Genomic DNA, 25,355 nt, shown 5'->3' on the forward strand with positions numbered 1-25,355 from the left:
GGGCCCATGTTAAGAAAGTCTTTGCACATTCTGATGTCTTCGGCCCTGCCTCTGACGCTGGCTCTTTCTGCGTGCGCGCCGAAAGTGGAAGAACGTGTCTTTGAAAAACCTCAAACCTCTTTCGGTCCTCAGTCCAAAGACACCCCTCTGAATCTGCGCGTTCGTCAGTTTGGCAAGGACACACCGTCCTTGTACTGGGCCGGCACTATCGGCAGTGCAAGATTCTTTGAAATCGCTGAATCCCTGCATCAACTGGGCACTTTGACCGAACACCCGACGCTGAAAGAAACCAGCCTGTCCTGGATTCGCCAGTACTACAGCACCCCGCAGTCCACGCTAACGACGGAACTGGCTGATTCCCCGTTTGCGGCCCTGGCTACCGGACAAACTCAGGAACAAGTGCGCGGCACTTTGACTGAAGTTCTGGCCGACATCGAAAAATCACGCCCCGTGATCCGCAGACACATCGAAGCCCTGGGGCCGGGCCTGCCACAGGTTCCGATAAAAAATCTGGACGAGATTCTTTCCCGGGCCGAGATTTTCACTGGCATGGTGCTGGCTGAAATCCCGAACATGGGCCTGATCCCGGTGATTGAAAGTGGCCTGACAGAGGAATTCCAGAAAAAAACGACTCCGCTGTTTGCGGAAGTGCGCACACTGCTGGCAAAACTGGCGACCACCAAAACCCTGTCAGAAACTTTGCTTTTGATTGATGGCGCCGTGAAGCAGTTTGAAGTCGAGCTGACTCCGGACCTTCAAACCAGCATGCTTCAGGGACGCAAACTGGCCGTGGGCCTGGATCGTATGTCTGATGCTCAAAGCGCATTAACGGTGATCGTCGACGTCTGGCGTATGCTGACCCCGGCCGAGCGTGAACAGAATTTCAAACCGGTGAACGAAACACTGTACGACTTCCTGTCAAAACAGAACGAAGACGAACTGATCTGTCTGGCCACCGAAGGCTGCAACGGCGGTATCATTGACGGCATCACCAAAAAGATCTTCATCCTGCCGAAGATTAAAAAATTCGGTGTTGAGACTTTGCAGAAGGATTTAAACAACGCCACCCGCCAGTATGTGGTGACGTCCATTGAGGCCTTTGCTGCGGACTTCGTAAAAACAATGCCGCAGACTTTCGCCGATAACATCGACGTGGGTCTGACCGACAAAGCCGCAGCGATCACACGCGTGCGTGACGGCTATCAAAACTATGTGCGAAACCTGTTTAAGGTTTGGCAAAAGAAAGTCCTGCCGGCGACCGACGGAATTCTGCCGGGTTTTGAAAGCGGACAGGTGTTGTTTGAAGCTTCCACCAGCAAATCCCTGAATCTGAAGCCTGCGGCGGCTTCGTCTCTGTTGCGCGCCGATGCGATCGGCCCTGCGATGTCGGCCAATGTTCTTTTGCTGGAAGAAACCCCTGCGGATGATCCCCGGGCCTTCGCCACGATGCTGGCGCAAGTGAACAAACTGGTGGCCATTGCCGGCTATCGCGATGCCGACAACAATCTGGTTCCGGCATTGCTGGCCCCAGTCCGTCATGAAGGCACGCTTTTGGATATTATGAACTTTGATGCCTCCAAAGATCCGGGGCTGTCCTTCCGTGTTCCTGATGTGATCAAATTGCGGGACGCCTATCATGCAGATCACGAGATGGCTTATGAAAAAGACTTCTCGGCAGCGGCCTTCGCTTCTCAGATCCGCGGTCTAAGCCGCATGATGCGACTGACAGCGGACTGGAAGAAAACTGCTTATGATGAACAGCTTGGCCCGATCAAGGCGCAGGATCTGACTCAGGATGCTCAACACGAGGATCTGCAACAGCCGCTGTTCCCGAAAGACATGCTTTTTGCGCTGAACCTGGGGAATGCCGCTGTCCTGCTTCAGGACATCACAAAAAAGGCGACACCGGTGTTCATGCTCAGCCTGAACAACAATCTGCTTTGGGCTGACAGCTATGGAACAACTAATGAGACTGCCGTGATGGCCGGTATCGTCGACATCAAAAAAGGCGAACGCATCCACACCGTCAGCACCCGCGACACCACAAACTTCCTGCTGGCGCTCAGCGAATTTCTGGATTCGACAGAAGGGGTTGAAAACACCAAGTCTTCGATCCTGCTGGAAAAGGACGCTAACGGCGAATCTCCACTGGAGATTCTGAATGCCGGCAGAAAAGACATGCGTCTTTTGATCCTGGCTATTTCCAATTTCATTTCCAATCAGTTGATTACCGCCGACAAACTGGCTGTGACCAAAATGAATTTGAACGAGCGCACGCTGGCAGTGACGAAAGACTATCGCGTCGAACAACAGGCCCTGACGATTCGGGCACTGCTGAAGGCCTGGCAGATCACGAAGATTGATTCTTATCTGTGGTCCGCCCAGGAAATTTACTATGCAATGAACCGCCAGATGTTCAACGCCAAAGAAGAATTCTACATCAACAGCGACGGTAGCAAGCTGACTTTGCCAGAACGCGTGAATACGCTGCTGGCACTGAGCGAACTGAAACCGCACCTGCCACAAGAAAACCGCACTCAGCTGGAAAAGCTGATGAACCCGTGGCTGGCCGCTCTTAAAAACCTCAAATAAACGCTTATTCGTCGTCGGATTCTGGTGCGATTTTTTGGATCATTTCCTTAAAGGTGGAGGTGTCCTCCGTCGGAACCTCCCTGCGATCCAGGGTGAACTTGATATATTTTACAAAGTTGTTTTCAAACTTCTGATTGATGGTGTCGCGGATGGGATCTTTCATAAAGATCATCTGCTGCATCCAGGACGAGTTTCGCACCCAAACGTACAGAACACCCCTCTGAAAACCAACTGGTTCGGCATTTTTGGCAATGGTCGGACCCACGACTTCTTCCCATTTTGCCCATAGTTTCCAGCGCATAAACTGCTCGGACAATGGCGACTTGCCATTTTCGAAAAGTCTCTGTAGTACTTCCGAGCCGATAGATAATTTGCCTTTGGGTTTCTGATTGGGATCCATGTAAGAAAAGGTCTACCACAAAGATGACAAATATCACTCAAAATCAAAAAATTACAGTCGTTGGAGCAGGCCTTGCGGGCTCAGAATGCGCTCTGCAACTAGCTGACATGGGATACAGTGTCGTTCTTTACGAGATGCGCGATAAAACCATGACTCCGGCGCACAAAACCCACAAATTCGCAGAACTTGTGTGCTCCAATTCTTTTGGCAGCCTGGGTGAACATTCCGCTCCAGGCCAACTGAAGTGGGAGGCCAAAAAGCTGAATTCTCACATCCTGCAGGCAGCTTTTGAAGCGCAAGTTCCTGCTGGTCAGGCTTTGGGTATGGACCGCGAGGTCTTTTCTGCCGTCATGACTGAAAAAGTCAAAAATCACCCCAATATTGAAATTCGCACCGATGTGGTGAAATCCCTGAACGACATTCCCCGTCCGGCGGTGATTGCCACAGGTCCTTTGACTCACGATGATCTGGCGGAAAGCATGCGCCAGCATTTCGGTGACGAGTTCCTTTATTTCTTCGATGCCATTGCACCGATCATCGACGCTGATTCTATCAACACGGAAATCGCGTGGAAAGCCGACCGCTATGACAAGGGCACTGGTGATTACTACAACTGCCCGATGAACAAGGAAGAATACAACCGCTTCATCGAAGAAATCCAAAAAGCCCGCAAGATCGAACCGAAAGATTTCGAAACAACGGACTTTTTTGAAGGCTGCATGCCGATTGAAGTGATGGTGGATCGTGGCCCTCAGACTTTGCGTTTTGGTCCAATGAAACCCATTGGTCTGGATGATCCTCGCACCGGCCGTTACCCATGGGCCGTGGTTCAGCTTCGTCAGGACAATAAAGAGGCCACTGCTTACAACATGGTGGGATTCCAGACCCGTATGGCTTACGGCGAACAGGTTCGTGTCTTCCGCATGATCCCGGGCCTTGAAAACGCCGAGTTCCTGAAACTGGGAAGCATTCACCGCAATCTGTTCATCAATTCACCGAAGCGTTTGAACAAGGATCTTTCCAGCAAGAATGATCCTTGGTTGTTCTTTGCCGGTCAGATCACCGGTGTTGAAGGTTACTTTGAATCGACCTGCACGGGCTTGATGGTTTCCAGATTCCTGAATCAGAAACTGAAAGATCAGCCGTTCAATCCTCCACCGCGCGAAAGTGCTTTTGGTTCTTTGCTTGAAGCCATCACGGACCCAACCCGTGCTGAACACTTCCAGCCGACCAATATCAACTTTGCCTTGCTGCCACCACTGGCGGAAAAAGAGCGCGACAAAACCCTGCGCAAAGAAAAACAGATCGCCATCGCCCGCAATGCGATGGAGCAGTGGAATCCATAAAAAACAAAAGGCCCCTTATCGGGGCCTTTGCGCAACGCTTCTGCAAAAGTAAGCAGGTACCTTTTATTTAGGAAATTTCCATTTCGCGCTTTAGCTTCCAGTCCAAAGTGGGAGCATCCACTTCCGGCTTGAAGTGCTGACGGCAGCGCGCTTCGTAAGCATCATGAGTTCCGACCAGAACCTGACCGTCGCCACCCGCAGTTCTTTGCGTGCGACACGCCGGAGAGCCACACACCACACACACCGCATGCTGTTTGGTCACGCTTTCGGCCACGGCCATCAAAGTCGGCATTGGCTCAAACGGTTTTCCCTGCCAGTCTGTATCCAGACCCGCGATGATCACACGCAAACCACGCTCTGCCAGATCCTGGGCGATCTGCACCAGGTTTTGACCAAAGAACTGACCTTCATCGATTCCCACCACCTTCGTGTTTGGTTTCAAAAGGTTCCAGATTTCTTCCGCATCGTGAATCGGAGTGGAATCAATGGTCGTCAGATCATGGGAGGTCACAGCCATCTCGTTGTAGCGTTTATCTATAATAGGTTTGAAAACCTGAATTTGCAGGCGCGCGAATTCCGCACGACGCAGGCGACGGATCAATTCTTCAGTCTTACCGCTGAACATAGAGCCGACAACAACCTCAACCCAACCACGAGTGTGAACATAAGAAAACTCAGACACTAAAACCCTCCCTTTAGTGGCCATTGGCAAAAACGATCGTGGAATCTGACAGAGGAGTCAACGCCCCAAACGGGCTTTTTCGACTAGCTTGCGTCATAAAGACGAGCGATCTCTGGGTTTCTGACGCCGCCCTGTAACACCCACCGAGGACTGAGCTTTTTTACAATTTGCCGGGGATTTTGTGCACAAACCGTACAGTTTTCACATTTTAAGACACAAATTCGGTGCTTAATGCTTGCACTGGCGGCGCGCCAAAGGATAGCACTGCCCCACGCTATGGGAACGATTTTAAGATTAAGACAGAAAATCGCCCGGGCCTTTCTAATCGGAGGCCTTGGGTTTACCACGGTCGCTATGAACGGTTGCGACGCCATGATTATGGACGAACAGGAGAGCTTGGCTCAGGTTCAGTCCAAAGGTGAGATCGTGGTCCTGACCACGCAAAGTCCTCTTATATATAGTCAGCCCAAACGCGGCGGTGCTTTCGGGATCGATCACGATCTTTTGGAAAACTTCGCCACCCGCTACAACCTTAAACTGAAGTACGTGGTGCTTCCGGATGAGGACTCGGTGTTGCGGGCGCTGTCTAAAGGCGAAGGGGATATCGCCGCAGCCCGCTTGAGGACTCCTCACAATATGACCGGCTTCCTGACTGGCCCTGCTTACGAAGAAACTTATCTTAGCCTTTACTGCCACAAGAAGGCCCAGATCCAGAACATCCAGGATCTGAATGGCAAAAGCATCTCGCTGCTGCAAAAAGACAATTACCTGGGATTGTCCCAACGTCTGACCCAGCTTTCACCTCAGGTGAAGGTTGAAATTCAGGAAAACATCAAAACCCAGGATCTGATCGCCAGCCTTGCCCAGCGCAAAAATGACTGTGTGATCGCAGAAAACTTCAGCGGTGATTTCTATGCCCGCTATCACACCTCGATCGAAAAGGTCACCGACCTGACTGCCCCGTACTCTTTGAGCTGGCAGCTTTCTCCGGACAACTCAAGTCTTCTGCACCTGATGCAACACTGGTATCAGCAGGCATCCCGCGAAGACGAAATCATGCGCATTCTGGATCGCTACAAAACGTACCTGACCCAGCTGGACAAGCGCGATATCGCTCAGTTCTTCAAAAAAATCCGCACGACGCTGCCAACATATAAAGACGCCTTCCGTGATGCGGGTCGCGAACACAATCTGCCTTGGCAGTTGATCGCCTCTGTCGCTTATCAGGAATCCCACTGGAATCCCGAAGCTCGCAGTTTCACCGGTGTGCGTGGTCTGATGCAGTTGACTACCGACACAGCTTTGCATGTGGGTATTGAAGACCGCACCGATCCTTTGCAAAGCATCTGGGGCGGCTCCAAATACCTGCGTTCATTGATAGACCGCGTGCCTTCGCACCTGAACTACAAAGACCGCCTGGCGCTGGCACTGGCCGCTTACAATGTCGGCTGGGCTCACCTGAAAGACGCTCAGAAACTGGCCGAAAAAATGGGTCGCAATCCTTATTCCTGGAGACACATGCGCGAAGTGTTACCTTTGCTGGCTGATCCGGAATACGCCGCCGAATTTGAATACGGACCGGCCCGCGGTTACGAAACAGTCGACTTCGTCGAGCGTGTGAAATCCTTCTATAACCTGATGAATTCTGCCGGATAAAACAGAAGTCCTTTTGGAATGTTACCGATCTAAAATTTGCTATAGCCTGCTTCTGTGCTGACAATTAGACATAATGGCACAACTCCCGCTGCGAATTTGCATCTATATCTGCGTACTGAGCATCGGTCTGTTCACCGGCTTTGTGCTGTTCTTTGCAATCTTTGCCAGTCAGGTTCTGGCACGCATGCCCCTGCAACAATATCTGGAATTTTATCGCGTGTCCGAACCCCTGTTTGAACCCAAGGTGCGACTGATTTATCTGATGATGATTGGTTCAGCAACTTGCTGGCTGATTCTTGGCCGCAGGAAATGGCGTTCTTTTGAATTTATCTGTGTCGCTTCATCTTTGTTCTGCGTACTGGACGAAATCATCCTGTCTTATAAAGGCCACTACAAAATCAACGTCATTTTGCGTGAAGCCGGGCGCTCGGGCGCCATTCCGGCGCAATGGCTATCCCTGCGTGCGGAATGGACTCAGTTTATGTTCATCCATTTACTGATTATCACTGCGGGATTCATTCTGATTTTGATGGCGCTGTATTTCTATCTGGAAGGCGAAAAGAAGACATCACCCGAAATAAAAAACCCCGGGGGACACCCGGGGTTTAAAGATCTATTCCACCGTCACTGATTTGGCCAGGTTGCGTGGCTGATCCACGTCATAACCCAGATTGCTTGCCAGGTGATAGGACATCAACTGCAAAGGAATCACCGCCAGAATCGCATTCACGGTCCAGTGCGCTTTTGGAATCGCCAGATAGTGTTCGCTGATCTCGCGCAGTTTTTCGTTGTCACCGGTACCGATTGAAATCACCTTGCCACCGCGGGCACGGGCTTCTTCCAGATTGCTGATGGTTTTTTCATAAAGGTGATCCGTCGGAGCCACCATCACAATCGCCATACGTTCATCAATCAACGCCAAAGGACCGTGCTTCATTTCGCCGGCGGCATAACCTTCCGCGTGCATGTAAGCCAGTTCTTTCAGTTTCAAAGCCCCTTCCATCGCAATCGGGAAGCTCGTGCCACGGCCCATGTACAGGAATCCGCGGAAAAGCTTCAGACTGGAGGCTGCCTCTTCAAAGTATTTATCGTAGGACAAAACACCTTCCATCTGACTTGGAACTGCCAGAAGGGATTTAACCAGCTCTTTTTCTTCAGCTTCGTTCATCACACCGCGAGTGCGCGCAATCGCGATCGCCAAAGTGTTCAAAACTGCCATGGTGCTGGTGAAGGCTTTCGTGGAAGCTACACCAATTTCCGGACCCGAGTTCATGTACAAGTGTCCATGAGCTTCACGGTCGATTGTGGAGCTTTTCACGTTACAGATGCTCAAAGTGGTCGCACCCATTTCTTTGGCCATGCGGATAGCGGCCAGAGTGTCGGCGGTCTCACCACTTTGCGAGATCGTGATCACCAGGCTCTTTGCCGGGATCACCGGATTGCGGTAACGGAATTCGCTGGCGATATCGCATTCCACAGGAACTTTTGCCAGTTGTTCGATCAGATATTTACCCACGTTACCTGCATAGTTGCTGGTACCGCAGGCGATGATGAAAACACGCTCGATGCCTTTAAGAACTTCCTGGGTTTTTGCCCAGTCAGCTTTGGCATCAAGTTCTTCCAGCTTTTGCACGGATTGACCGCCGAAGCCGACGTTCTTCAAAGCGACCGAGAAGGTCTCTGGATTCACGTGGGGTTCAATTGCGGCAGCCACCGCGCGCGGCTGTTCGTAGATTTCTTTCAGCATGAAGTGGGCATAACCCTGCTTTTCAACCATTTCCGGATTCCAGTTCAGTTCGACAACTTTTTTCTGGATCGGGAAACCATTGGCAGAGAAAAACTGAACATCAGCACCCTTAATGGAAGCCACTTCACGGTCTTCAAGATAAACGAAGTTCTTGGTATACTGGATCAGGGCCTGCACGTCACTGGCCACGAAGACTTCTTTGCTGCCCAGGCCGACAACCAAAGGCGGGCCGTCTTTAAACGCCACCAGACGGTCGGGTTCCTGTTCCCACATCACCAGAATCGAAAAGGCCCCGCGGATCTTTTCAAGCACGTTCTGAACGGCTTTGAACAGATCTTTGGTCACTTCCACTTCATTGGCGATCAAGTGGGCCACCAGCTCAGAATCAGTGTCCGACGTGATGTCAGCACCCTGGGCTTTCAGCTCTTCCCGGATATCAAGATAGTTTTCGATAATGCCGTTGTGAACCAGGCTGATCCCGCGCACCTGGTGCGGATGGGCATTGCGCTCGGATGGCTTGCCGTGAGTCGCCCAGCGGGTGTGACCGATACCAATGTGACCGTCGAAGCTTTCAGACACAAGCTTGTCTTCCAAAGCTTTCAACTTGCCCTGAGCGCGCACGCGCTTGGTTTTACCATGATCCAGAATGGCCACCCCGGCACTGTCGTAACCGCGGTATTCAAGTTTTTTAAGACCACTCACAATAATATCTTTAGGATTCTGTGGACCCAAGTAACCGACAATTCCACACATCTTACACCTGCTCTTTTTCTTCAGTTTCCGCAGTTTTCGCGGCGTAGTTTTCTTTTACAAATTGTTTTCCACGGGCCACGGCCAAAGCTTTCGCCGGCACATTTTTGGTGATCGTGGAACCGGAACCGATGATGGCATCATCACCGACTTCGATAGGTGCAACAAACTGAGTGTCACTGCCCACAAAGACACGGTTTCCGATTTTGGTTTTATATTTCTTCTTATCAGCAGCGTAGTTGCAAGTGATAGTTCCGCAACCCACGTTTACTTCCTCGCCGATTTCAGCATCACCCAGATAAGTCAGGTGGCCGGCTTTGGATTTTTTGCCGAACTTGACCTTTTTCATCTCAACAAAGTTACCGACATGGGCTTCCTCGAAGATTTCAGTCTCTGGACGCAGACGCGCGTAAGGGCCTGCGGAAACCTTGTTATGCAGCTTGGAGCTTTCCAGATAGCTGCCACCACGGATCTGCACACTGTCGCCGATTTCGCTGTCCGAAATAAACGCATTGGATTCAATCACCGTGAATGAACCGATTTTGGTGCGGCCACGGATGAAAACATTCGGATAGATCACGGTGCCGGCACCGATCTCAACACTGTCTTCCACATACACCGTGCGCGGATCAATCATCAGCACACCGTCTTCCATCAGACGCAAAGCCTTGCGTTTGAACAGCAAGCGGGTTGCACGTGCCAGTTCCAGCTGGTTGTTCACACCCACCGCCACTTTCGGCGTGGATTGAATCGCCTGCACACGGCACTTGTCCTGGATGCACAGGGAAATCAGATCCGTGATATAAAATTCTTTTTTCGAGTTGTTGTTGGAAATCTTTGGCAGGTATTCAGAAAGCACAGACGCCTTCACAATATAGATGCCGGTGTTGATTTCGCGGATTTTCAAAGCTTCAGCCGAAGCATCCTTTGATTCCACGATCGCCGCCAGGTCGCCCTTGTGGCGCACGATACGGCCGAACTCGCCTGGGTTTTTAAGAACCGCAGTCACCACCGCCAGATCACATTTTTCGTCGCGGAAGATACGCACGAAATCCTTGATGTCGGAAGCTTCGATCAACGGGTGATCCCCGTTCATGATAACCACAACACCTTCGATGGTTTCTGGTTTCGCACAACGAACCGCGTGGGCCGTGCCCAGCTGTTCATCCTGCACGTAACAGGCAACACCCATGGGTTCAACAACCTGACGAACCAGATTCTGACCATGACCAACAATCACGCGCACTTCGGCAGCGCCGGCTTGTTTGGAGGCTTGAATCACTTTTTCAATCATCGGACGGCCCGCTACAGGATGAAGGACTTTCGGGAGGGGGGACTTCATACGAGTTCCCTTGCCTGCCGCAAGAGCGATAACCGTCAACTTCTCAGATGCATTTGCTGACATTTCGAAACTTCCTTTTAAAAGCTTTTCTTATCTGAAAAAAACAGGCTTAATTGTCTCATGCAAGCAAAAATTTATCACCAAACTTCTTGGGCCACCACCTCTCAGGGAACTTCCATTGAGCTGTATAAAAAATCACACAGCCTCAGTGACTTTTCCGAACGCCCGATTCTGTTTATTGGCGGTGTGCATGGCGACGAACCCGAGGGGGTCCGCCTGGCAGAAGAATTTTTGCACTGGCTAAAGCAGGAGGAAAGCGCCAACAGCGGTCGCCTGCGCCCCTGGGTCCTCATCCCCTGCATCAATCCCGACGGCTACGGTAAGAATCAGCGCACCAACGGCAATGGCGTGGACCTGAATCGCAACTTCCCATGCCGCGACTGGAGCCCCGAAAGTAAAGCTCCCCGATACTATCCTGGCCCTTCGCCCGGGAGTGAGAGGGAAGTTCAGGCTCTGGTAAAACTCATTGAGGACGAAAAGCCACAGCTTATAGTACACTTTCATTCGTGGGAGCCTTGCGTTGTCTATACGGGAGCTCCGGGCAAACAGGCGGCCGAGATTCTGGCCACCGGCACCGGCTATGAAGCCCGCGAGGACATTGGCTACCCGACACCGGGCAGCCTTGGACAGTATGGATGGATTGAACATCAAATTCCTGTGATCTGCATTGAAGAGCAAGAGCACATTGATTTGAATCTGGTCTGGCCTCATTTCAAACCAGGCTTGGAAATTCTGATCACGGGACGGAATGCATAAATGACAAAGTACAAAAGCATCGCCTTCGATTTGGATGACACTCTGCTAGATACGTCAGGTTTGCTGGTGCCTCGCGCTTCCCAGCGGGCCTGCGAGGCTATGTTAGCAGCCGGCCTGCGCTGCACTTTGGATGAATGCATGAGCGCCCGTGAAGAGCTGGCCAAAGAACTTTCCCACACCGAAATCTTTACTCAGATTGCCAATCGCTTCGGCACCAACCAAAAAGGCAAGGCCATCCACGATGCACTGGAAGAGTTTTACAATCCTCAGGTGCCGGAAACCCTGCCTCTGCTGGAAGGCTCTTTGCTGAATCTGGAAACTTTGCGCGAACGCTATAAATTGTTTTTGGTGACGATGGGTTCACGCCCGTCCCAGGAAGAAAAGATCAAAGCCCTGAACATCGCCGGCTTCTTTGACGGTATTTACATTCTGAACGGCTTTATCGGCGAAAAGAAAGACAGCGCCTTCCGTGAAATTCTGCGCACGCAAGGCCACGACCCAAAACACTTGCTCAGCATCGGCAACCGTCTGTCCAGCGAGATTCGCGACGGCAAACGCGTGGGTGCCGACACCTGCTATTTCGCCTATGGTGAACACACCGGCGAAAAACCAGTGTACCCGGAAGATCATCCTGATTTCACAATCACTCACCACAAGGATCTGATCCCGACATGCGGACTTTGAAAGCCGGTTTCCTGCTTATTGGTCCCTGGGATGCGCGCCTGCAAGAGCTGGGCGCCCACATCGCCACGGACTTAAATCAGGCCTGGCACTGGATTCAGGATTCCACCTATGATGTGGTGGCTTTGTCCATCACTCTGATTCTGGGCAAAAAATTCCCCGAGTTTTATGAAGAGGTCAAACGCGCCCACCCGGCAACACAGTTTATCGCCGTGGTCCCGGCGGATTTTTCCGCAAACCAACTGGCGCTTTTGCATGAGGAATTCACTTTCCTGCGTGTGATGGAAAGCTTTCAGGATCCGGATCTGGAAACCCATTTGTTTTCCGCCCTGGAAGAGGCCAATCAGCGCAAGCAGGATGAAAACCTTGCCTTGTTGATTCGTGAACAGACGGCCCAGCTAAAGCGCCTGCAAATCGAACTGGAAGAACGGGTTCAGAAAAGAACCAAGTTCCTGACCGAAGCCCGCCGCAAACTTTTCCTGACCAATTCGCGCATTGAAGGTTTCAAACGTGCGCTGATGGCCGTGCATGAAGCCAGTTCGGTTGTTGAAATCGAGCAGCTGCTGAATGATTCCCTGGCGGCAACGGTTCAGACTTCGTGGATTCGTCTGTTCTTCCACCCACAGGACGAACTTTTCTCCAAACAGGTGCAAAGCCAGCTAAGCTTCACCCAGTTCCAGGTGCCTTTGTTCCGTCATCATGAAAAAGTCGGCTCGATTTTCTTTTTGCGTGCTCCGGACCATCCATTTTCCAAGGATGAAAGCGACTTTTTGACCCGCGTGGCAGAAGCTGTCGCCCTGGCCCTGGATCGTATTCAAAAACTGAAAGAATCCGAATCCATGAAAGAACAGTGGGAAGCGACATTCAATTCAATGTCCGACCCGGTTGTTCTGATCGATACGAATTACGACATCATTCAGTCCAACAAAGCCCTGAATGAACGACTGGAAAACAAAGAGGAAACCTCGCGCAAGTGCTACAAGGTTTTGTACAACCGCGAAGAGCCCTGCCCGGGTTGCCAGCGGGGTTCAAACTTCCGTGTGCAGTCGCGCAGTGCCGCGCGCACCTTTGAGGTTTATTCTCAAAGCCTGGTGCTGGATTCTGAAAAGCCGCCGGTGTTCGTGAATCTTTATCACGACGTCACCCAGCAGCTGAAAATGGAACGTCAGATTCTGGAATCTGCCAAAATGGCCGAACTGGGTACAATCGGATCCAGCATCGCCCATGAACTGAATAATCCACTGGGCGGGATCCTGTCCTTTACTCAGCTGATTAAAATGGACATGGACCCAAAGCATCCGCTTTATCCGGATGTCGTGGAAATGGAAGCTGGCGTTCAACGCTGCAAAGAAATCGTGCAAAACCTGCTGGGCTTCACCCGTGATCCCAACGCCGACCGCGAAGGGGTGCTCAGCCTGAAAGAAGTCTGCCTGCGCGCCTTAAAAATCGTCGAGCTACAGACCAAATCCCAGGGCATTGAGGTCAAACTGCACTTCCCGGCGGATGATATCGTCATTCGTGGGCATTTGAACATGCTGGCCCAGGCCCTGAAGAACATCCTGCAGATCTCCATTGACCGGGTCACCGACCGCATCCGTCACAACAAGGACTTTAAAGCCCTGATGGACATTGAAATCCTGACGACCGAAAGCGGCCCCGAAATCCTGATTCACGATAATGGAACACCTGAAAAAAGCACGTCCATGCCGTTGGGTTTGGGACTTTCCGTCGCGTCACAAATCCTGCGCGATCACGAGGCTAAACTCGAAATTCTGCCTGACAAAACCACCGGAAACAGTGTTAGGATTTCCTTCAATCCAACACACACGCCCTAGGTCTTAGGACACTTGTTGGAGCAGAGTCTTTCTCTTATCCTATAGACTCGGAAACGAGGACCGCCTTGAAATTTAAAATGAATCGCACCCTGACACTGTTGCTGTTCTCGGCTGGTGTTGTGGCCACCCTTACAGTTTTTATCCTGAAGTTCCTGGCTTTGAAGGAATATCGCGAAACCATCGCGCTGTATGAAAAAACCGAAGCTCTGATTTCACTGGTTCAGGCCGTTGAAAAATCCACACTGGATCTGGAGACCGGTCAGCGTGGTTACGTACTGACCCAAAACGAACAGTTCCTGAAGCCTTACATGGATGCCAACGATGCGATCGAAAAGGAATTTGAAACCCTTGAAAAAAGCGCACCGCAAACCTTAAAAGTACGCCCGGAATACCAGGCCCTGTCCGAACTGGTTCGCAAAAAAATTGAGATCTCTGAAGAAGTGATCAACAAGGTTCGCGTCGGCAAGCTGAGTGCGGCGATCGCTTTGGTTAAATCCGGCGAAGGCAAGGATGTCATGGATCGACTGCGTGAGGCCGTTAACACGGTCATCACCAATGAACGCGCCCGCGTGCTGGCCCTGAAAAAGGAATCCGAAATCACGGCTCAGCGAAACCAGCTGTGGCAGGCGTTGGGAACCGGCATGGCCTTTGTGCTGATCATTGTCGCCTTCTTCATGACTGAATATGAAGGGCGCCAGCGTCGCAAACTGGAAAAACAGCTGGTCCACGCCCGCAACGAAGCCTTGCAGGCGTCCCAGATGAAATCCAGCTTCCTGGCCAACATGTCCCATGAAATCCGCACACCGATGAACGGTATTCTGGGCATGACCGAAGTGCTTCTGGATCAGAACCCGGAATCCGGCATCAAAAAGAAAATCCAGATCATCCGTGAATCCGCCCTGAATCTGCTGTCGCTGATCAACGGTATTCTGGATCTGTCCAAGATTGAGTCCGGCAAGCTGGAACTGGAAGAAAGCTACTTTGAACCGCGCAAACTGATTCAGGAAGTTATCAATACTGTCGACTATTCCGCAAAATCCAAAGGACTTGAACTGCATGCCTCCGTCAGCGAACAAACACCGGCCGCGTTCTCGGGCGATGTTCTGCGTCTGCGCCAGATTCTGATTAATCTGCTGGGGAATGCCATCAAGTTCAGTTCTGAAGGCACCGTCAGCCTGGCTCTGAATTCCTTCCGCAGTGATCAGTCCCGCACCATGCTGCAGATTCAGGTGAAGGATCAGGGCTTGGGTATGGACGAAGCCACTTTGGCAAAAATCTTCTCTCCGTTTGAACAGGCCGACAAATCCACCACCCGCAAATTTGGTGGCACGGGTCTGGGGCTGTCCATCACCAAACAACTGGTTGAACTGATGAACGGAAAAATCGAAGTGGAAAGCCGTCCTGGCGAAGGTTCCACCTTCTGGGTGACTTTGCCACTGGAAGCGATCAACGTGATGCCGGAAAACCAGCGTCCAAGCGAATCTCAAAATTATGCATCATCTGAAGCCCCGCTGAAGATTCTGGTGGCCGAAGACAACATGACCAATCAGGAAGTTGTCAAAGTGATGCTAAACCGCCTGGGCCACAAGTTTGATATCGTCAACAACGGGAAAGAGGCTTTGGAAAAAACCATTGCCACCACCTATGACATCATTCTGATGGACTGCCACATGCCGGTGATGGACGGTTATGAGGCTGCGCAAAAGATCACGGAACGTTTCCCACAATGGTGTCAGGGGCCTGCCGTTATTGCCGTCACGGCCAACGCCATTCGCGGCGACAAGGAAGCCTGTCTGGCTGCCGGCATGTGTGACTATCTGTCGAAACCTCTGACCCTGGCTGAACTTGATGAAAAATTGGGTTTATGGTCACGTCGCCTGAAATACGCGGCAACTCAGGTGGTTGATCCCAAAGCCATGGAAAATCTGCGCCAAATCAGCCCGGACATGGCGCCAGAGCTGATGAAACAGATTCTGCAGGCTTGGGGCAAAGATGCTCCGGCTTATGTGCTGGCGATGATTGAAGCTGAAAAACGCGGGGATCTGAAAGACCTTGCTGATCGCGCGCACTATCTGAAGTCAAGCTGCGTGAACGCGGGCCTGCGTGCCATGGGTCAGCTGTGCAGCGAAATCGAAAAACAGGCTCGCGCGGACACGAAGGAAGAGCTTCGTTACCTGATTTTACAGCTTCGTTCTGAATACAAAATGGCCTGCACCCATCTGTGGCGTTCAGAAATGCTGGCAGTACCACAACAAGGAATTACTTCATGAGTCTGCAACGTATCAGCTGTCCGACCCTGGTGATTGACGACAACAGCACCGACCGCATGATCATGGTGGCGGCGCTGGACACCCTGGGCTTTAAGAATATTCTTGAAGCCGAAGACGGATCCATCGCTTTGGGAAAAATTGAAAATGCTTTCGACACACTTCATCCGGTGCAATTGATCTTTTTGGACTGGCGCATGCCCAAGCGTGACGGGGCTGCGGTTTTGCAGGAGCTGAAACGTTCACGCAAATTCAAATCCGCCAAAGTCATCATGACCACCAACGTGTCCGATGAAAACTCGGTGAAGTCCGCTTTAAAGGACGGCGTGGATGATTACATCATTAAACCCGTCACTTTGGACCTGCTTCGCAAAAAAATCGAAGGCCTGGGCTTCTAAGTTGCTTTGTGCAATATCACAGACAGGGGGGGGGGCTTTGCGAATTCCTGTCACATCTGCCTGCCTTTTAATCAATCCATTTCAGATAAAACAAGAATACCCAAGTCTTCCCTAGCTGTTAGCAAATTCCGTGAGTTTTGGCAGGGCTTGTTTCGCGAGATAAAGCTCGAATTTTCCTCGCCTCTGGGCTAGCGAAATCTGGCATTTTTTTCCCACCCCCGTCCAGTTTTATGGTCCTGAAAGCCTTGCCAGGCGCGGATTTTTTGACAGTCCCGTCAAAATCCCCTTATCCTGAATTTAGGCGGTTTCTTCCGCCAAGAACCCACCATGGAAGGAAGGTTCATGCGTAGCCAACGTGTCCTGATATTAGATGACGAGTCCTCTCTCCGCACAGCCCTCTTCCGCGTGCTGGATCGCAAAGGCCTGAATGTCATCACTGCCAACAAAATCGAAGAAGCCAAAGTTCTTTGCCAGGGTGACAGCCCGGTGGATCTGGCCATTGTCGATTTGAATCTTCCGGACGGCGACGGCATCGAGTTCATGACTTATTTAAAGTCACTGACTCCGGCAACTGAAGTGATCATCCTGACCGGTCATGCCACTATTGAATCCGCAATCCGCGCGACTCAAAAAGGGGCCTTCCACTTTGTGACCAAACCCTTCAATCTTGAAGAGCTGATGAGTCTGATTGAAAAAGCCCTGACGCACAAAAAACTGCAGCAGGAAAATCAGCAACTGCGCTCTGAACTGAACAAGAAATACAAATTCGACCAGATCATCGGAACCAGCGACCAGATTCAGAATGTTCTGCGCATGATTGAACGCGTAGCTGATTCTGATTCGACAGTTTTGGTAACTGGTGAATCCGGAACCGGTAAAGAACTGATTGCCCGCGCGATTCATTATAATTCCTCGCGCGCGCAGGGGCCGTTTGTACCGATCAACTGTGGTGCGATCCCTTCTGAACTTCTGGAAAGCGAACTGTTCGGTCATATGAAAGGTGCCTTCACCGGCGCAATTGCCAACCGTGTGGGCCGTTTTGAAATGGCCGACGGAGGCACGATCTTCCTGGATGAAATCGGTGACCTGGAACCGTCCCTGCAGGTGAAACTTCTGCGTGCTTTGCAGGAAAGAAGTTTTGAGCCGGTAGGATCCACAAAAACTGTCAGCGTGAATGTTCGTGTGATTGCCGCCACCAACCTGAATCTGGAAGAAGCTGTGGAAAACGGCAAGTTCCGTGAGGATCTGTTCTATCGCCTGAATGTGATTCCAATCACCGTTCCGGCCTTGCGCGAACGCAAGAGCGACATCCCGATGCTGTTAAATCACTTTATGGATATCTTCAATAAAACCAAAGGCCGCGGGCTGACCGGCATCACTTCTGATGCTTTGGACTGTCTGGTGAATTATCCTTGGCCAGGAAATATCCGCGAACTTGAAAACCTGGTCGAGCGCATGACGATCCTTAAAGGCCAGGGTCAGGTGGATATTTCCGATTTGCCTTTGAAATACAAATCCGGCAAGACGGCGTCGACTGAAATTGGCGGTCTGGAAATCCCGGATGTGGGCATGGACTTTAACTCGGCAGTGGATGCTTACGAAAACGCCCTGATTCTGAAGGCTCTGGAAAAAACCGGATGGAATCGCAATCAGGCCGCCGCTTTGCTAAGACTGAACCGCACAACACTGGTGGAAAAGATCAAAAAGAAAGGTCTGACCCCGCCAAACGAAATCACCCCGACTTAAAAACAAAAACCCGCTGTTCAAAGCAGCGGGTTTTTTCGTTCAGGGTTCTTTGTTCAGATTTTCCATGATCAGCGGATACTTGGAAAGATCTCCGGTCAGTGCCTTCTTAAAAGCCGCCTCGATTTTCGGCATGTCAGGATCAAATCTCTTTGCAAAGGTCATGTACAGTGGCACTTCCAAAAACACCAGTTTTCCCATGACGACTTTACCCTTGGCCTCGGGATGGGATTCGATCACACTCAAACCCACCTCCTGAATCGCGACAAAATAATCAATCTTTCCGGCCAGAAGATCCACCACGCTTTGCAAAGGGCTGACCGTGTTGATGTATTTTAGCTTTCGTCGTTCGGCCTCTTTATTCAGGGCGATGTTATTGGTGGAAAATCCGCCTTTGAATTTTTTCAGCTTGGCTTCGTTGAATTTCTGATTATCGGCCAGATAGAAAATCCGCGCACGCGTGCGAATGATTGGAAAAGAAACCGATACAGTTTTGTCCCGACCTTCTGTCCAGGTTTTATCATCATAGGTGACGGCATCCAGCTCTCCGCCCACCAGCATCTGACTGGTCAGCCGACCCTTGGAGGTATGAACCGTGACCTTGTATCCGGCATCAACCAGAGTGGTATTTACGAAATCCTGATACTGCAAGATGGCCTTCACGCGTTTTACCTGAAACGGCAGACCCATCACCATGGGCTTCAGCTCTGCTGTCTGAGCGGCAGCAGAAATTGAACCCACAAGAAGAATCATCAAGACCAAAAGTTTCATGTTCCTATACTAACAGATTCCGTTGCCAACTTTCAAATTGCGAAAAGTAAAATTAATCCATTCCCCGGACGTCAACCAAGCCCAGTGCCCTTTCCAAGATCCCCCGAAGTGGTGACTTCCTTGCAGAAAGATTGGCATCAGGAGGATTCTCATGAAATTTGCGAGTGTACTCATCTTACTTTTGATTTTTTCAAATGCCGCCTTTGCCCTGAACGAACTTGAACCCAGTGCCAGCTTGAAAGTTTTGCGTACGGAATGTGATCGGGTGGAGGAATCATTTCCTGACTTTGCCTGCGTGCGATTTGAATTTTATCAAAGCAGTGCGTCCGAAATTCAACGGGATCTGGATGAATTGACGGACCTCAATGACTGGCGCCTGCGCACAGCCTCGTGGTCTTTAATGGTGCAGACCCTGCTTTCTTCCATGGAAAGCCAGATCAGGCGCTACGACGATCCTGATCACATTCAGATCATGCAGCAAACCAAAATAAAAAATCATTGGGAATTATTGCGACTCAAAGAAGGGCTGGAAAAGTTTTGGGTAGACCCGGACACGTATTGGTATCCGAGTGTCAATGCGATCAGTTTTATCGCCGTGAATATCACCCAATCCCAGATCCTGGTGATATCCCACGGCGAACGAAACTAATTACTTCTTGATGGGAAACAGGTGCAGCATTTCAAAAAGAGCATCCATGCCGGCCAACGCAGTGATGTCAGCGTGGTCAAAGGGAGGAGAAATCTCCACCACGTCGCCGCCCACCAGATTCGGAATCTTCAACGCACGGAAGATGCGCTGAACTTCGTAAGTCGTCAGGCCCCCCGGAACGGGCGTGCCGGTACCCGGCGCACAGCTTGGATCCAGATTGTCGATGTCATAGCTGATATAAGTCGGAGTTTCGTCAAACGTCGGCAGGGTTTTCAGGAATTCTGTGATTGGCTGATTGCGGATTTCATCCACGGTGATCACACGGATACCGTGTTTGTTCACGAAAGTCAGATCATCGCCCCCGGCCAACGGGCCACGAATACCAATCTGTACCATTTTCTTTGGATCCACCAGGCCTTCTTCCACCGCGTGACGGGCAAATGCCCCGTGATGGTATTCCTGCCCCCAGGCCGCCGGATAAGTGTCCAAGTGCGCATCAAAGTGAATGAACGCCAAAGGCTTGCCGTATTTTTTTCTTAAAGCACGCAGCACCGGCAAAGTCGTGGAATGATCCCCGCCCACTGCCAGGAAACGTTTGTTGTGACTTAGAACCTCACCCACAAACTTTTCAATTTTTTCGTAAGTCTGTTTTTGATCAATCGGCACCGTTGGACAGTCGCCGATGTCGGCCACCTTCAGGTTTTCAAAGAAGTTTTCCATGCGGGTCATATGGAAGCCACGACCCAAGCTGGAAACATCACGCACTTTCGCCGGTGCAAAACGGCCGCCCGGACGATAAGACACCCCACCGTCATACGGGATACCAAAGATCCCGACTTCATAGTCGGCTTCGATAGAAACATACGGCAATCTGAAGAAAGTTTTAATTGCAGAAAAACGCGGAAACTCGCGCCCGCTTAACGGTTTGTATTCCATGGGTGCTCCTAACTGACAAAAAAACCGGGTTACAGCCCTATTCTACCCCTGTGTCGAGCCTCGGGCAATGACGCCCCTTGACTCTGCCTTGGGCTGTTGACTACATTACCGCGCATGGCGGCCCAACACGATTACAAGACAGATCACAAGCAACTGACCCAGTGGTACAACAAGAACAAACGTTCTCTGCCATGGCGGGAAAACAAGAACCCGTATCGTATCTGGCTTTCAGAAGTCATGTTGCAACAGACCACTGTTGTTGCTGTCATTCCTTACTTCGAAAAGTTCCTGCAAAAGTTCCCGACCGTACAGGATCTGGCAAACGCCCCCGAAGCCGACGTGATGGAGGCCTGGGCGGGGCTTGGTTACTATTCCCGCGCCCGCAATCTGCACAAGGCAGCCAAAGCACTGGCCGCCGGTGGTTTTCCAAAAACCGCCGCTGAATTGCTGGAGCTTCCGGGCTTTGGCCCTTACACCTCCCGCGCAGTCGCAAGCATCGCCTTCGGTGAAAAGGTGGGTGTGCTGGACGGAAATGTCATTCGAGTTTTGTCCCGCCGCTATGGCCTGAAGCTGGAATGGTGGAACGGCAAAGGCCGTGATCACCTGCAAAAGATCTCGGACGAGCTTTCCCTGCTGGGGCAGGCTGATGTCGTCAATCAGGGCCTGATGGAGCTGGGTGCCACCGTATGCACTCCTCAGAAGATCATGTGCATGCTGTGCCCGTGGGCGGCGACCTGCGTGTCCCGCGAAAAAAACCTGGTGGAAAAACTGCCGCTAAAAAAGCCGCGCAAAGAATCCGAGGTCTGGGTCTGGAAACCATTGGTGTCCATTAAAAATCAGAAGGTGGCTTTGGTACAGAATGATTATGCCCCCTTCCTGAAAGGCCAGATGATTTTCCCTGGGGAAATCAGCATGGAAAAAAACAAGCCCAAAGCCTATGATGCCAAACACAACATTACCCATCATGATATCTTTATTCAGATCACTGAAAAGAAATCACTGACGGGCAAAAACCTGCAGTGGGTTGATTTGAAAGAACTGAAGAAGGTCAATCCTTCTTCCTTACTCCAGAAAGTACTGCACAAGGTTGAACTATGAAGTGGATGAATCCGGCGATCGTGGCCCTTTGTTTTCTTGCAACGGGTTGTTCACATTTGAGTGTCACCAAAGACGTTCTGACTCCGGATTATCTGCTGGCCAAAGGCTCCAAACAAATCACGTTCCTGGGTGACAACGATCACCCGCGTTTTTCTGAAGACAACGACAAGCTGATTTACACCAGCCGCAGCCGATCATCCCACAAGGGCTCACAAATCTACGAAATGGATCTGGCGAAAAACAAAGAGCGCCGGGTGACGTTCTCTGACGGTGACGCCTTTGATGCGATCTATATCAGTTCCGCAGAAATTCTTTATTCTTCCACTACCGATGAAATTAAAGAAAGCCCGCTGCTGAACAAAACTTTCGACAAAGAATATCCTCCGTCAGATCTGTACATGAGTGACCTTTACGGCACTGAAATTGTGCGTCTGACCCAGCAACCGGGCTATGACGGACAAAGTCTGTTCGTGACCCATGCTTTGAAGCCTGCAATTCTGTTCACCTCCCGCCGTGGTGGCCTGACGGGCATCTATCGTCTGGATCTGAAGAACCTGCCGGTCAGTTTAATCTCTGCAGAAAAAGACAAAGAAAAACGCTTCCCAACAATTTCCCCCGACAGCAAACAACTGGTATGGGTGGAAAAGGATCTGAAAGCCAACACGCAAAGTCTGGTGGCCTTTAAGCTGAAAGAAAAAATCCCCGTGGTTTTAAAAAGCCAGGAGGGTGAATACCGCGATCTGCAGTTTGCCCCAAGATCCCCGGCCCGTCTGTTTTACAGCATCCTGCGCAAGGGTGAAAAACAGTGGCAGCTGGAAGTCTATGATCTGGAAAAGCAGTGCACGCAGGTTGTATTCAAAGGCAATGACTCTTTGGCGTCCCCGGTGGTTTCCAATGAATCCCAGGAGCGCCTGGCATTTACTCGCAGTTTTCAGGACAAGAAACAAATTTACATTGTCGCCTTGCCAGCGGATTTAGGCCCTTGCCTGGAAGCCGCCCCTTCAGATACCCTGAAGAAGTGAGAAATCTGCTTGGTTTGCTGATCCTTTTACCGATGTCTGCCCTGGCGGCGCCTTATCCGGCGACGAGCTCTTCGGCATTGACCAATCCGGAAAAGGGTCTTTATTTCCTGCACAAGGGTTTCACCCTTAAAACCGAAGGCACATCCTGGGTCCCGGTTGCCACCTCTGAACAAAGCCTGCTGGATACGGTCCGCTTTGCCGCCAAAGACAACGGCAAAGGGGTCTTGAGCATTCGCACCGACAAGGTGGCCAAAACCGCGTCGCTGGAGCTTTACACGCGCAAATGGATGCGGGACTACCCGAACTATGGCTTTGAGGTGATCTCGGCCAAGAATTTCGAATTGAACGGCAGCCCCGCTCTGGTGGTGGATATGCTTTCCCGCTCCAAGAACAAACAGATCCGTCAGGTGATCCTGAAGAACCAGGACCGCGTGGCGATCATGACCTGTCTGGATGACAAAGCCAGCTTCAGCAAGTCCCTGCAAAGCTGCAATCAGATCATGAAATCCTTCTCTTGGAATGAAGAGGAAAAAAAGCCGGTAGCGGCTCCCGCGGCCCCTGCTCCAACCACTCCGACAACGAAACAATAGCCCCTTTGAAAGCCCTCACTGGCGCGTGTTCCACGTAAGTCCACGTCATTGCGAAGTTAAACTGGCTGAACTTTCGACGACGCCTTGGAAAAAGGTGAATCCGAAGCCCCCGCCTTGTGAATTACCCACTTGTGCTTTAACTCTATTAAAAATTCGCAAGGTGGATTCATGATTTCAAAAAGATGGGGCTCGTTGGTTCTTTCTTCCGTTCTTGGTCTTTCTTCAGTGGCCCATGCTGAAGAGTTCTGGAAATTCCAGGATTTGTATGCCGAGAACACACAGCCTGATATCTTCAGCCATAGATATTCCTACAACAACGCCGCTCGCCCGGAAAAGCTCGGTGGTGTGATCCACATCCGATTCAAAGACGCCCGCGATGTTCCTGAAATGTTCAGACAATTCCTTCCAGGTGAAGACTTTGAACGTCCACGTGGTATCAGCGTTTATCTTGCCGTCACCAACGACTACAACCTGCTGAATCCAATTGCGGTGGGCGCTGACACTGATGACAACGGTTATACTCATGGATCAAAACTTTCCATCGGTGGCTTCCTGCCGACGGGTCATTACCTGCAGTTTGATGCGACTTCTGATTTGTACACTCGCGAAATCGAAGGCACCGCCAAACAACTTCCTGACGGTGGCCGTGGGATCGACCAGCACTTCACCAATGAAAATATTCTGAAGTTCGTTATCGACAATATCGACAACGCCCGCTCTGAAACTTTCTACTGGAAAGCCGAAGCGGGCTGGCAGCAGCTGCAGTCTGATTCCCGCGGGAACGTTCTGACCGCGGCGACCCAGCAGGACAAGTTTCACCAGATGGTGAACAACCTGAAACCAGGTCAGACGAAGACGCCTACATACGTCAGCGACGGTCAGAAAACCCGTGATGGCATGATCATGGGTCTTTATGTTGGTATCGCCAAAGAGTACGTGAACGCGAAAAACACCTGCCGTGCCCGCGCGTTCACCGAACTTGGCGGTCGTGGCTCCACCATTGATGGCGCAAGCTACGTGGCGGCCAATGTCGGTGGGGTTTTGTGGTGCCAGGCCGGCCCAAGAACACTGACTTACAGAGCAGAGATCGGTCACAACTCCAAGGGTTTCCAGGATGGTTATCAGGGTTCAGGTTACGTGGATCTGTCCACGGGTATAAAGAACTGGCGCATTGGTTTCCGTCTGGAACAAAGCCACGGGACTTTGCACAACTATCAGACCTACAACGGTCGCAACATGGAAACCGGCAAAATCGATCCGACCTTCACGATCTATTACCGTCACTACTTCCAGTAGTTTTCCAAACTGCAAACAATACTTAAAAGGGAGTCACTGCGACTCCCTTTTTTATTTTCGTGGGTCCAGTGTCGAAGGACATCGTGAATCCGCGTGTTAAGAAATGATAAAGTTAACTGGCGAGGTCTTGATGAAATCATCGCTGGTTTTCTTAATAGCCCTGCTTTGCGTTTCGAATACCAGATCCGACTTTATCCTTGGTTGCGGGCCTACAACCGGGCCTTGAGCGGTGCGCGCCACTGCGTGTACTCCACCGCCCGCACCACAGAACGAGAAGCTTTGTTCCACTGGATCGGCCCTCTGGTCACGGTCGAATGGGCCCTGTTTGCGAAGAAAGGAACACCCGCTGCCAGCATTCAGAAACTGGAAGACGCCCGGCAATTTGTCATTGGTGGATTGGAAGGAGATGCCTCGTTAAGCGAGCTGAAACGGCAGGGTTTCAAAACCGAGTCGGTAGTCACAAATTGGCTTAACAAAGACAAACTTGTCGGACAAAGAATCCAGCTTTGGATTGATGATCCGGTCTATATTGAATTTGAAAAGCAAAAGGGCACCGAGTTTTTCGATTACGTCAAAGTCGTGAAGATCGCAAGCGTGGACCTGTACCTTGCCTGCAACATTAAAACTCCGACTGAAGAAATTGAACTTTTAAAAAAATCCATGACCGCTGCTGACGCCCGCTGACCCCGCAAGTTGTCACAGTGTCTGTGGCTTTTTCGCGCGCCACACCCTGAAAGT

General features: G+C 51.1%; 22 protein-coding genes. 16 read left to right on the forward strand and 6 right to left on the reverse strand.

Annotated elements, in window-relative coordinates:
* Window positions 1-6: 6 nt before the first annotated feature.
* Entirely contained in the window at window positions 7-2,592 is a 2,586-nt protein-coding gene (locus BDT_RS16735) for a hypothetical protein (protein ID WP_015092418.1), read from the forward strand.
* Window positions 2,593-2,596: 4 nt separating this feature from the next.
* On the opposite strand, the gene BDT_RS16740 is transcribed toward BDT_RS16735, so the two are convergent.
* Window positions 2,597-2,992, reverse strand: coding sequence for a DUF721 domain-containing protein (locus BDT_RS16740; protein WP_041577994.1), 396 nt, complete (start codon window positions 2,990-2,992; stop codon window positions 2,597-2,599).
* Window positions 2,993-3,015: 23 nt separating this feature from the next.
* Between BDT_RS16740 and trmFO the strand changes: the two genes are divergently transcribed.
* Complete coding sequence (gene trmFO, locus BDT_RS16745) at window positions 3,016-4,338, forward strand: methylenetetrahydrofolate--tRNA-(uracil(54)-C(5))-methyltransferase (FADH(2)-oxidizing) TrmFO (protein ID WP_041577995.1); 1,323 nt, start codon at window positions 3,016-3,018, stop codon at window positions 4,336-4,338.
* A 67-nt stretch (window positions 4,339-4,405) separates the two neighbouring features.
* On the opposite strand, the gene BDT_RS16750 is transcribed toward trmFO, so the two are convergent.
* On the reverse strand, window positions 4,406-5,020 hold the full coding sequence (locus BDT_RS16750; RefSeq protein WP_015092421.1) for a thymidine kinase: 615 nt from the start codon (window positions 5,018-5,020) through the stop codon (window positions 4,406-4,408).
* Between the two features lie 276 nt (window positions 5,021-5,296).
* On the opposite strand from BDT_RS16750, the gene mltF reads away from it, so the two are divergent.
* Window positions 5,297-6,676: a membrane-bound lytic murein transglycosylase MltF gene (mltF, locus tag BDT_RS16755; RefSeq protein ID WP_268742052.1), complete on the forward strand. Its 1,380-nt coding sequence runs from the start codon at window positions 5,297-5,299 to the stop codon at window positions 6,674-6,676.
* Window positions 6,677-6,749: 73 nt separating this feature from the next.
* Entirely contained in the window at window positions 6,750-7,307 is a 558-nt protein-coding gene (locus BDT_RS16760) for a hypothetical protein (RefSeq protein WP_015092423.1), read from the forward strand.
* Here the strand turns inward: BDT_RS16760 and glmS are convergent.
* Both glmS and glmU read right to left on the reverse strand, forming a co-directional pair.
* Window positions 7,290-9,176, reverse strand: a complete 1,887-nt coding sequence (glmS, locus tag BDT_RS16765; RefSeq protein WP_041577998.1) for a glutamine--fructose-6-phosphate transaminase (isomerizing) — start codon at window positions 9,174-9,176, stop codon at window positions 7,290-7,292. The genes BDT_RS16760 and glmS overlap by 18 nt on opposite strands.
* A gap of 1 nt (window position 9,177) precedes the next feature.
* On the reverse strand, window positions 9,178-10,578 hold the full coding sequence (glmU, locus tag BDT_RS16770) for a bifunctional UDP-N-acetylglucosamine diphosphorylase/glucosamine-1-phosphate N-acetyltransferase GlmU (protein WP_015092425.1): 1,401 nt from the start codon (window positions 10,576-10,578) through the stop codon (window positions 9,178-9,180).
* A gap of 57 nt (window positions 10,579-10,635) precedes the next feature.
* Between glmU and BDT_RS16775 the strand changes: the two genes are divergently transcribed.
* The 6 genes from BDT_RS16775 (at window position 10,636) to BDT_RS16800 (ending at window position 18,258) form a co-directional block, all read left to right on the forward strand.
* Window positions 10,636-11,331, forward strand: a complete 696-nt coding sequence (locus tag BDT_RS16775; RefSeq protein ID WP_015092426.1) for a M14 family murein peptide amidase A — start codon at window positions 10,636-10,638, stop codon at window positions 11,329-11,331.
* The gene (locus tag BDT_RS16780) at window positions 11,332-12,015 is read left to right on the forward strand and encodes an HAD hydrolase-like protein (RefSeq protein WP_015092427.1); all 684 of its coding nucleotides are present in this window, start codon (window positions 11,332-11,334) and stop codon (window positions 12,013-12,015) included. It begins immediately after the preceding gene.
* Complete coding sequence (locus BDT_RS16785; RefSeq protein ID WP_015092428.1) at window positions 12,003-13,847, forward strand: sensor histidine kinase; 1,845 nt, start codon at window positions 12,003-12,005, stop codon at window positions 13,845-13,847. The genes BDT_RS16780 and BDT_RS16785 overlap by 13 nt, the downstream gene beginning before the upstream one ends.
* Window positions 13,848-13,912: 65 nt before the next feature.
* Window positions 13,913-16,117 (forward strand): ATP-binding protein, encoded by a 2,205-nt coding sequence (locus BDT_RS16790; protein ID WP_015092429.1) that lies wholly within the window; start codon window positions 13,913-13,915, stop codon window positions 16,115-16,117.
* Window positions 16,114-16,512, forward strand: coding sequence for a response regulator (locus BDT_RS16795; protein ID WP_015092430.1), 399 nt, complete (start codon window positions 16,114-16,116; stop codon window positions 16,510-16,512). The genes BDT_RS16790 and BDT_RS16795 overlap by 4 nt, the downstream gene beginning before the upstream one ends.
* A 342-nt stretch (window positions 16,513-16,854) precedes the next feature.
* The gene (locus BDT_RS16800) at window positions 16,855-18,258 is read left to right on the forward strand and encodes a sigma-54-dependent transcriptional regulator (RefSeq protein ID WP_041578000.1); all 1,404 of its coding nucleotides are present in this window, start codon (window positions 16,855-16,857) and stop codon (window positions 18,256-18,258) included.
* A 39-nt stretch (window positions 18,259-18,297) separates the two neighbouring features.
* On the opposite strand, the gene BDT_RS16805 is transcribed toward BDT_RS16800, so the two are convergent.
* On the reverse strand, window positions 18,298-19,026 hold the full coding sequence (locus BDT_RS16805) for a transporter substrate-binding domain-containing protein (RefSeq protein ID WP_015092432.1): 729 nt from the start codon (window positions 19,024-19,026) through the stop codon (window positions 18,298-18,300).
* A gap of 151 nt (window positions 19,027-19,177) precedes the next feature.
* On the opposite strand from BDT_RS16805, the gene BDT_RS16810 reads away from it, so the two are divergent.
* Window positions 19,178-19,675, forward strand: a complete 498-nt coding sequence (locus BDT_RS16810) for a hypothetical protein (protein ID WP_041578002.1) — start codon at window positions 19,178-19,180, stop codon at window positions 19,673-19,675.
* On the opposite strand, the gene speB is transcribed toward BDT_RS16810, so the two are convergent.
* Entirely contained in the window at window positions 19,676-20,611 is a 936-nt protein-coding gene (gene speB, locus BDT_RS16815) for an agmatinase (protein WP_015092434.1), read from the reverse strand.
* Window positions 20,612-20,707: 96 nt separating this feature from the next.
* Here speB and BDT_RS16820 point away from each other — a divergent pair, with 96 nt between their 5' ends.
* The 5 genes from BDT_RS16820 (at window position 20,708) to BDT_RS16840 (ending at window position 25,301) form a co-directional block, all read left to right on the forward strand.
* On the forward strand, window positions 20,708-21,709 hold the full coding sequence (locus tag BDT_RS16820; protein ID WP_148278876.1) for an A/G-specific adenine glycosylase: 1,002 nt from the start codon (window positions 20,708-20,710) through the stop codon (window positions 21,707-21,709).
* Window positions 21,706-22,731: a PD40 domain-containing protein gene (locus BDT_RS16825; RefSeq protein ID WP_015092436.1), complete on the forward strand. Its 1,026-nt coding sequence runs from the start codon at window positions 21,706-21,708 to the stop codon at window positions 22,729-22,731. The genes BDT_RS16820 and BDT_RS16825 overlap by 4 nt, the downstream gene beginning before the upstream one ends.
* The gene (locus tag BDT_RS16830; protein ID WP_015092437.1) at window positions 22,728-23,321 is read left to right on the forward strand and encodes a hypothetical protein; all 594 of its coding nucleotides are present in this window, start codon (window positions 22,728-22,730) and stop codon (window positions 23,319-23,321) included. The genes BDT_RS16825 and BDT_RS16830 overlap by 4 nt, the downstream gene beginning before the upstream one ends.
* Before the next feature lie 168 nt (window positions 23,322-23,489).
* Window positions 23,490-24,617: a hypothetical protein gene (locus BDT_RS16835; RefSeq protein ID WP_015092438.1), complete on the forward strand. Its 1,128-nt coding sequence runs from the start codon at window positions 23,490-23,492 to the stop codon at window positions 24,615-24,617.
* A 93-nt stretch (window positions 24,618-24,710) separates the two neighbouring features.
* Window positions 24,711-25,301 carry a hypothetical protein gene (locus tag BDT_RS16840; protein ID WP_200859542.1) on the forward strand — a complete coding sequence of 197 codons (591 nt, stop codon included), beginning with the start codon at window positions 24,711-24,713 and terminating at the stop codon, window positions 25,299-25,301.
* Window positions 25,302-25,355 lie beyond the last annotated feature (54 nt).

It is taken from the genome of Bdellovibrio bacteriovorus str. Tiberius (assembly GCF_000317895.1).
In the GTDB taxonomy this organism is placed as follows: domain Bacteria; phylum Bdellovibrionota; class Bdellovibrionia; order Bdellovibrionales; family Bdellovibrionaceae; genus Bdellovibrio; species Bdellovibrio bacteriovorus_F.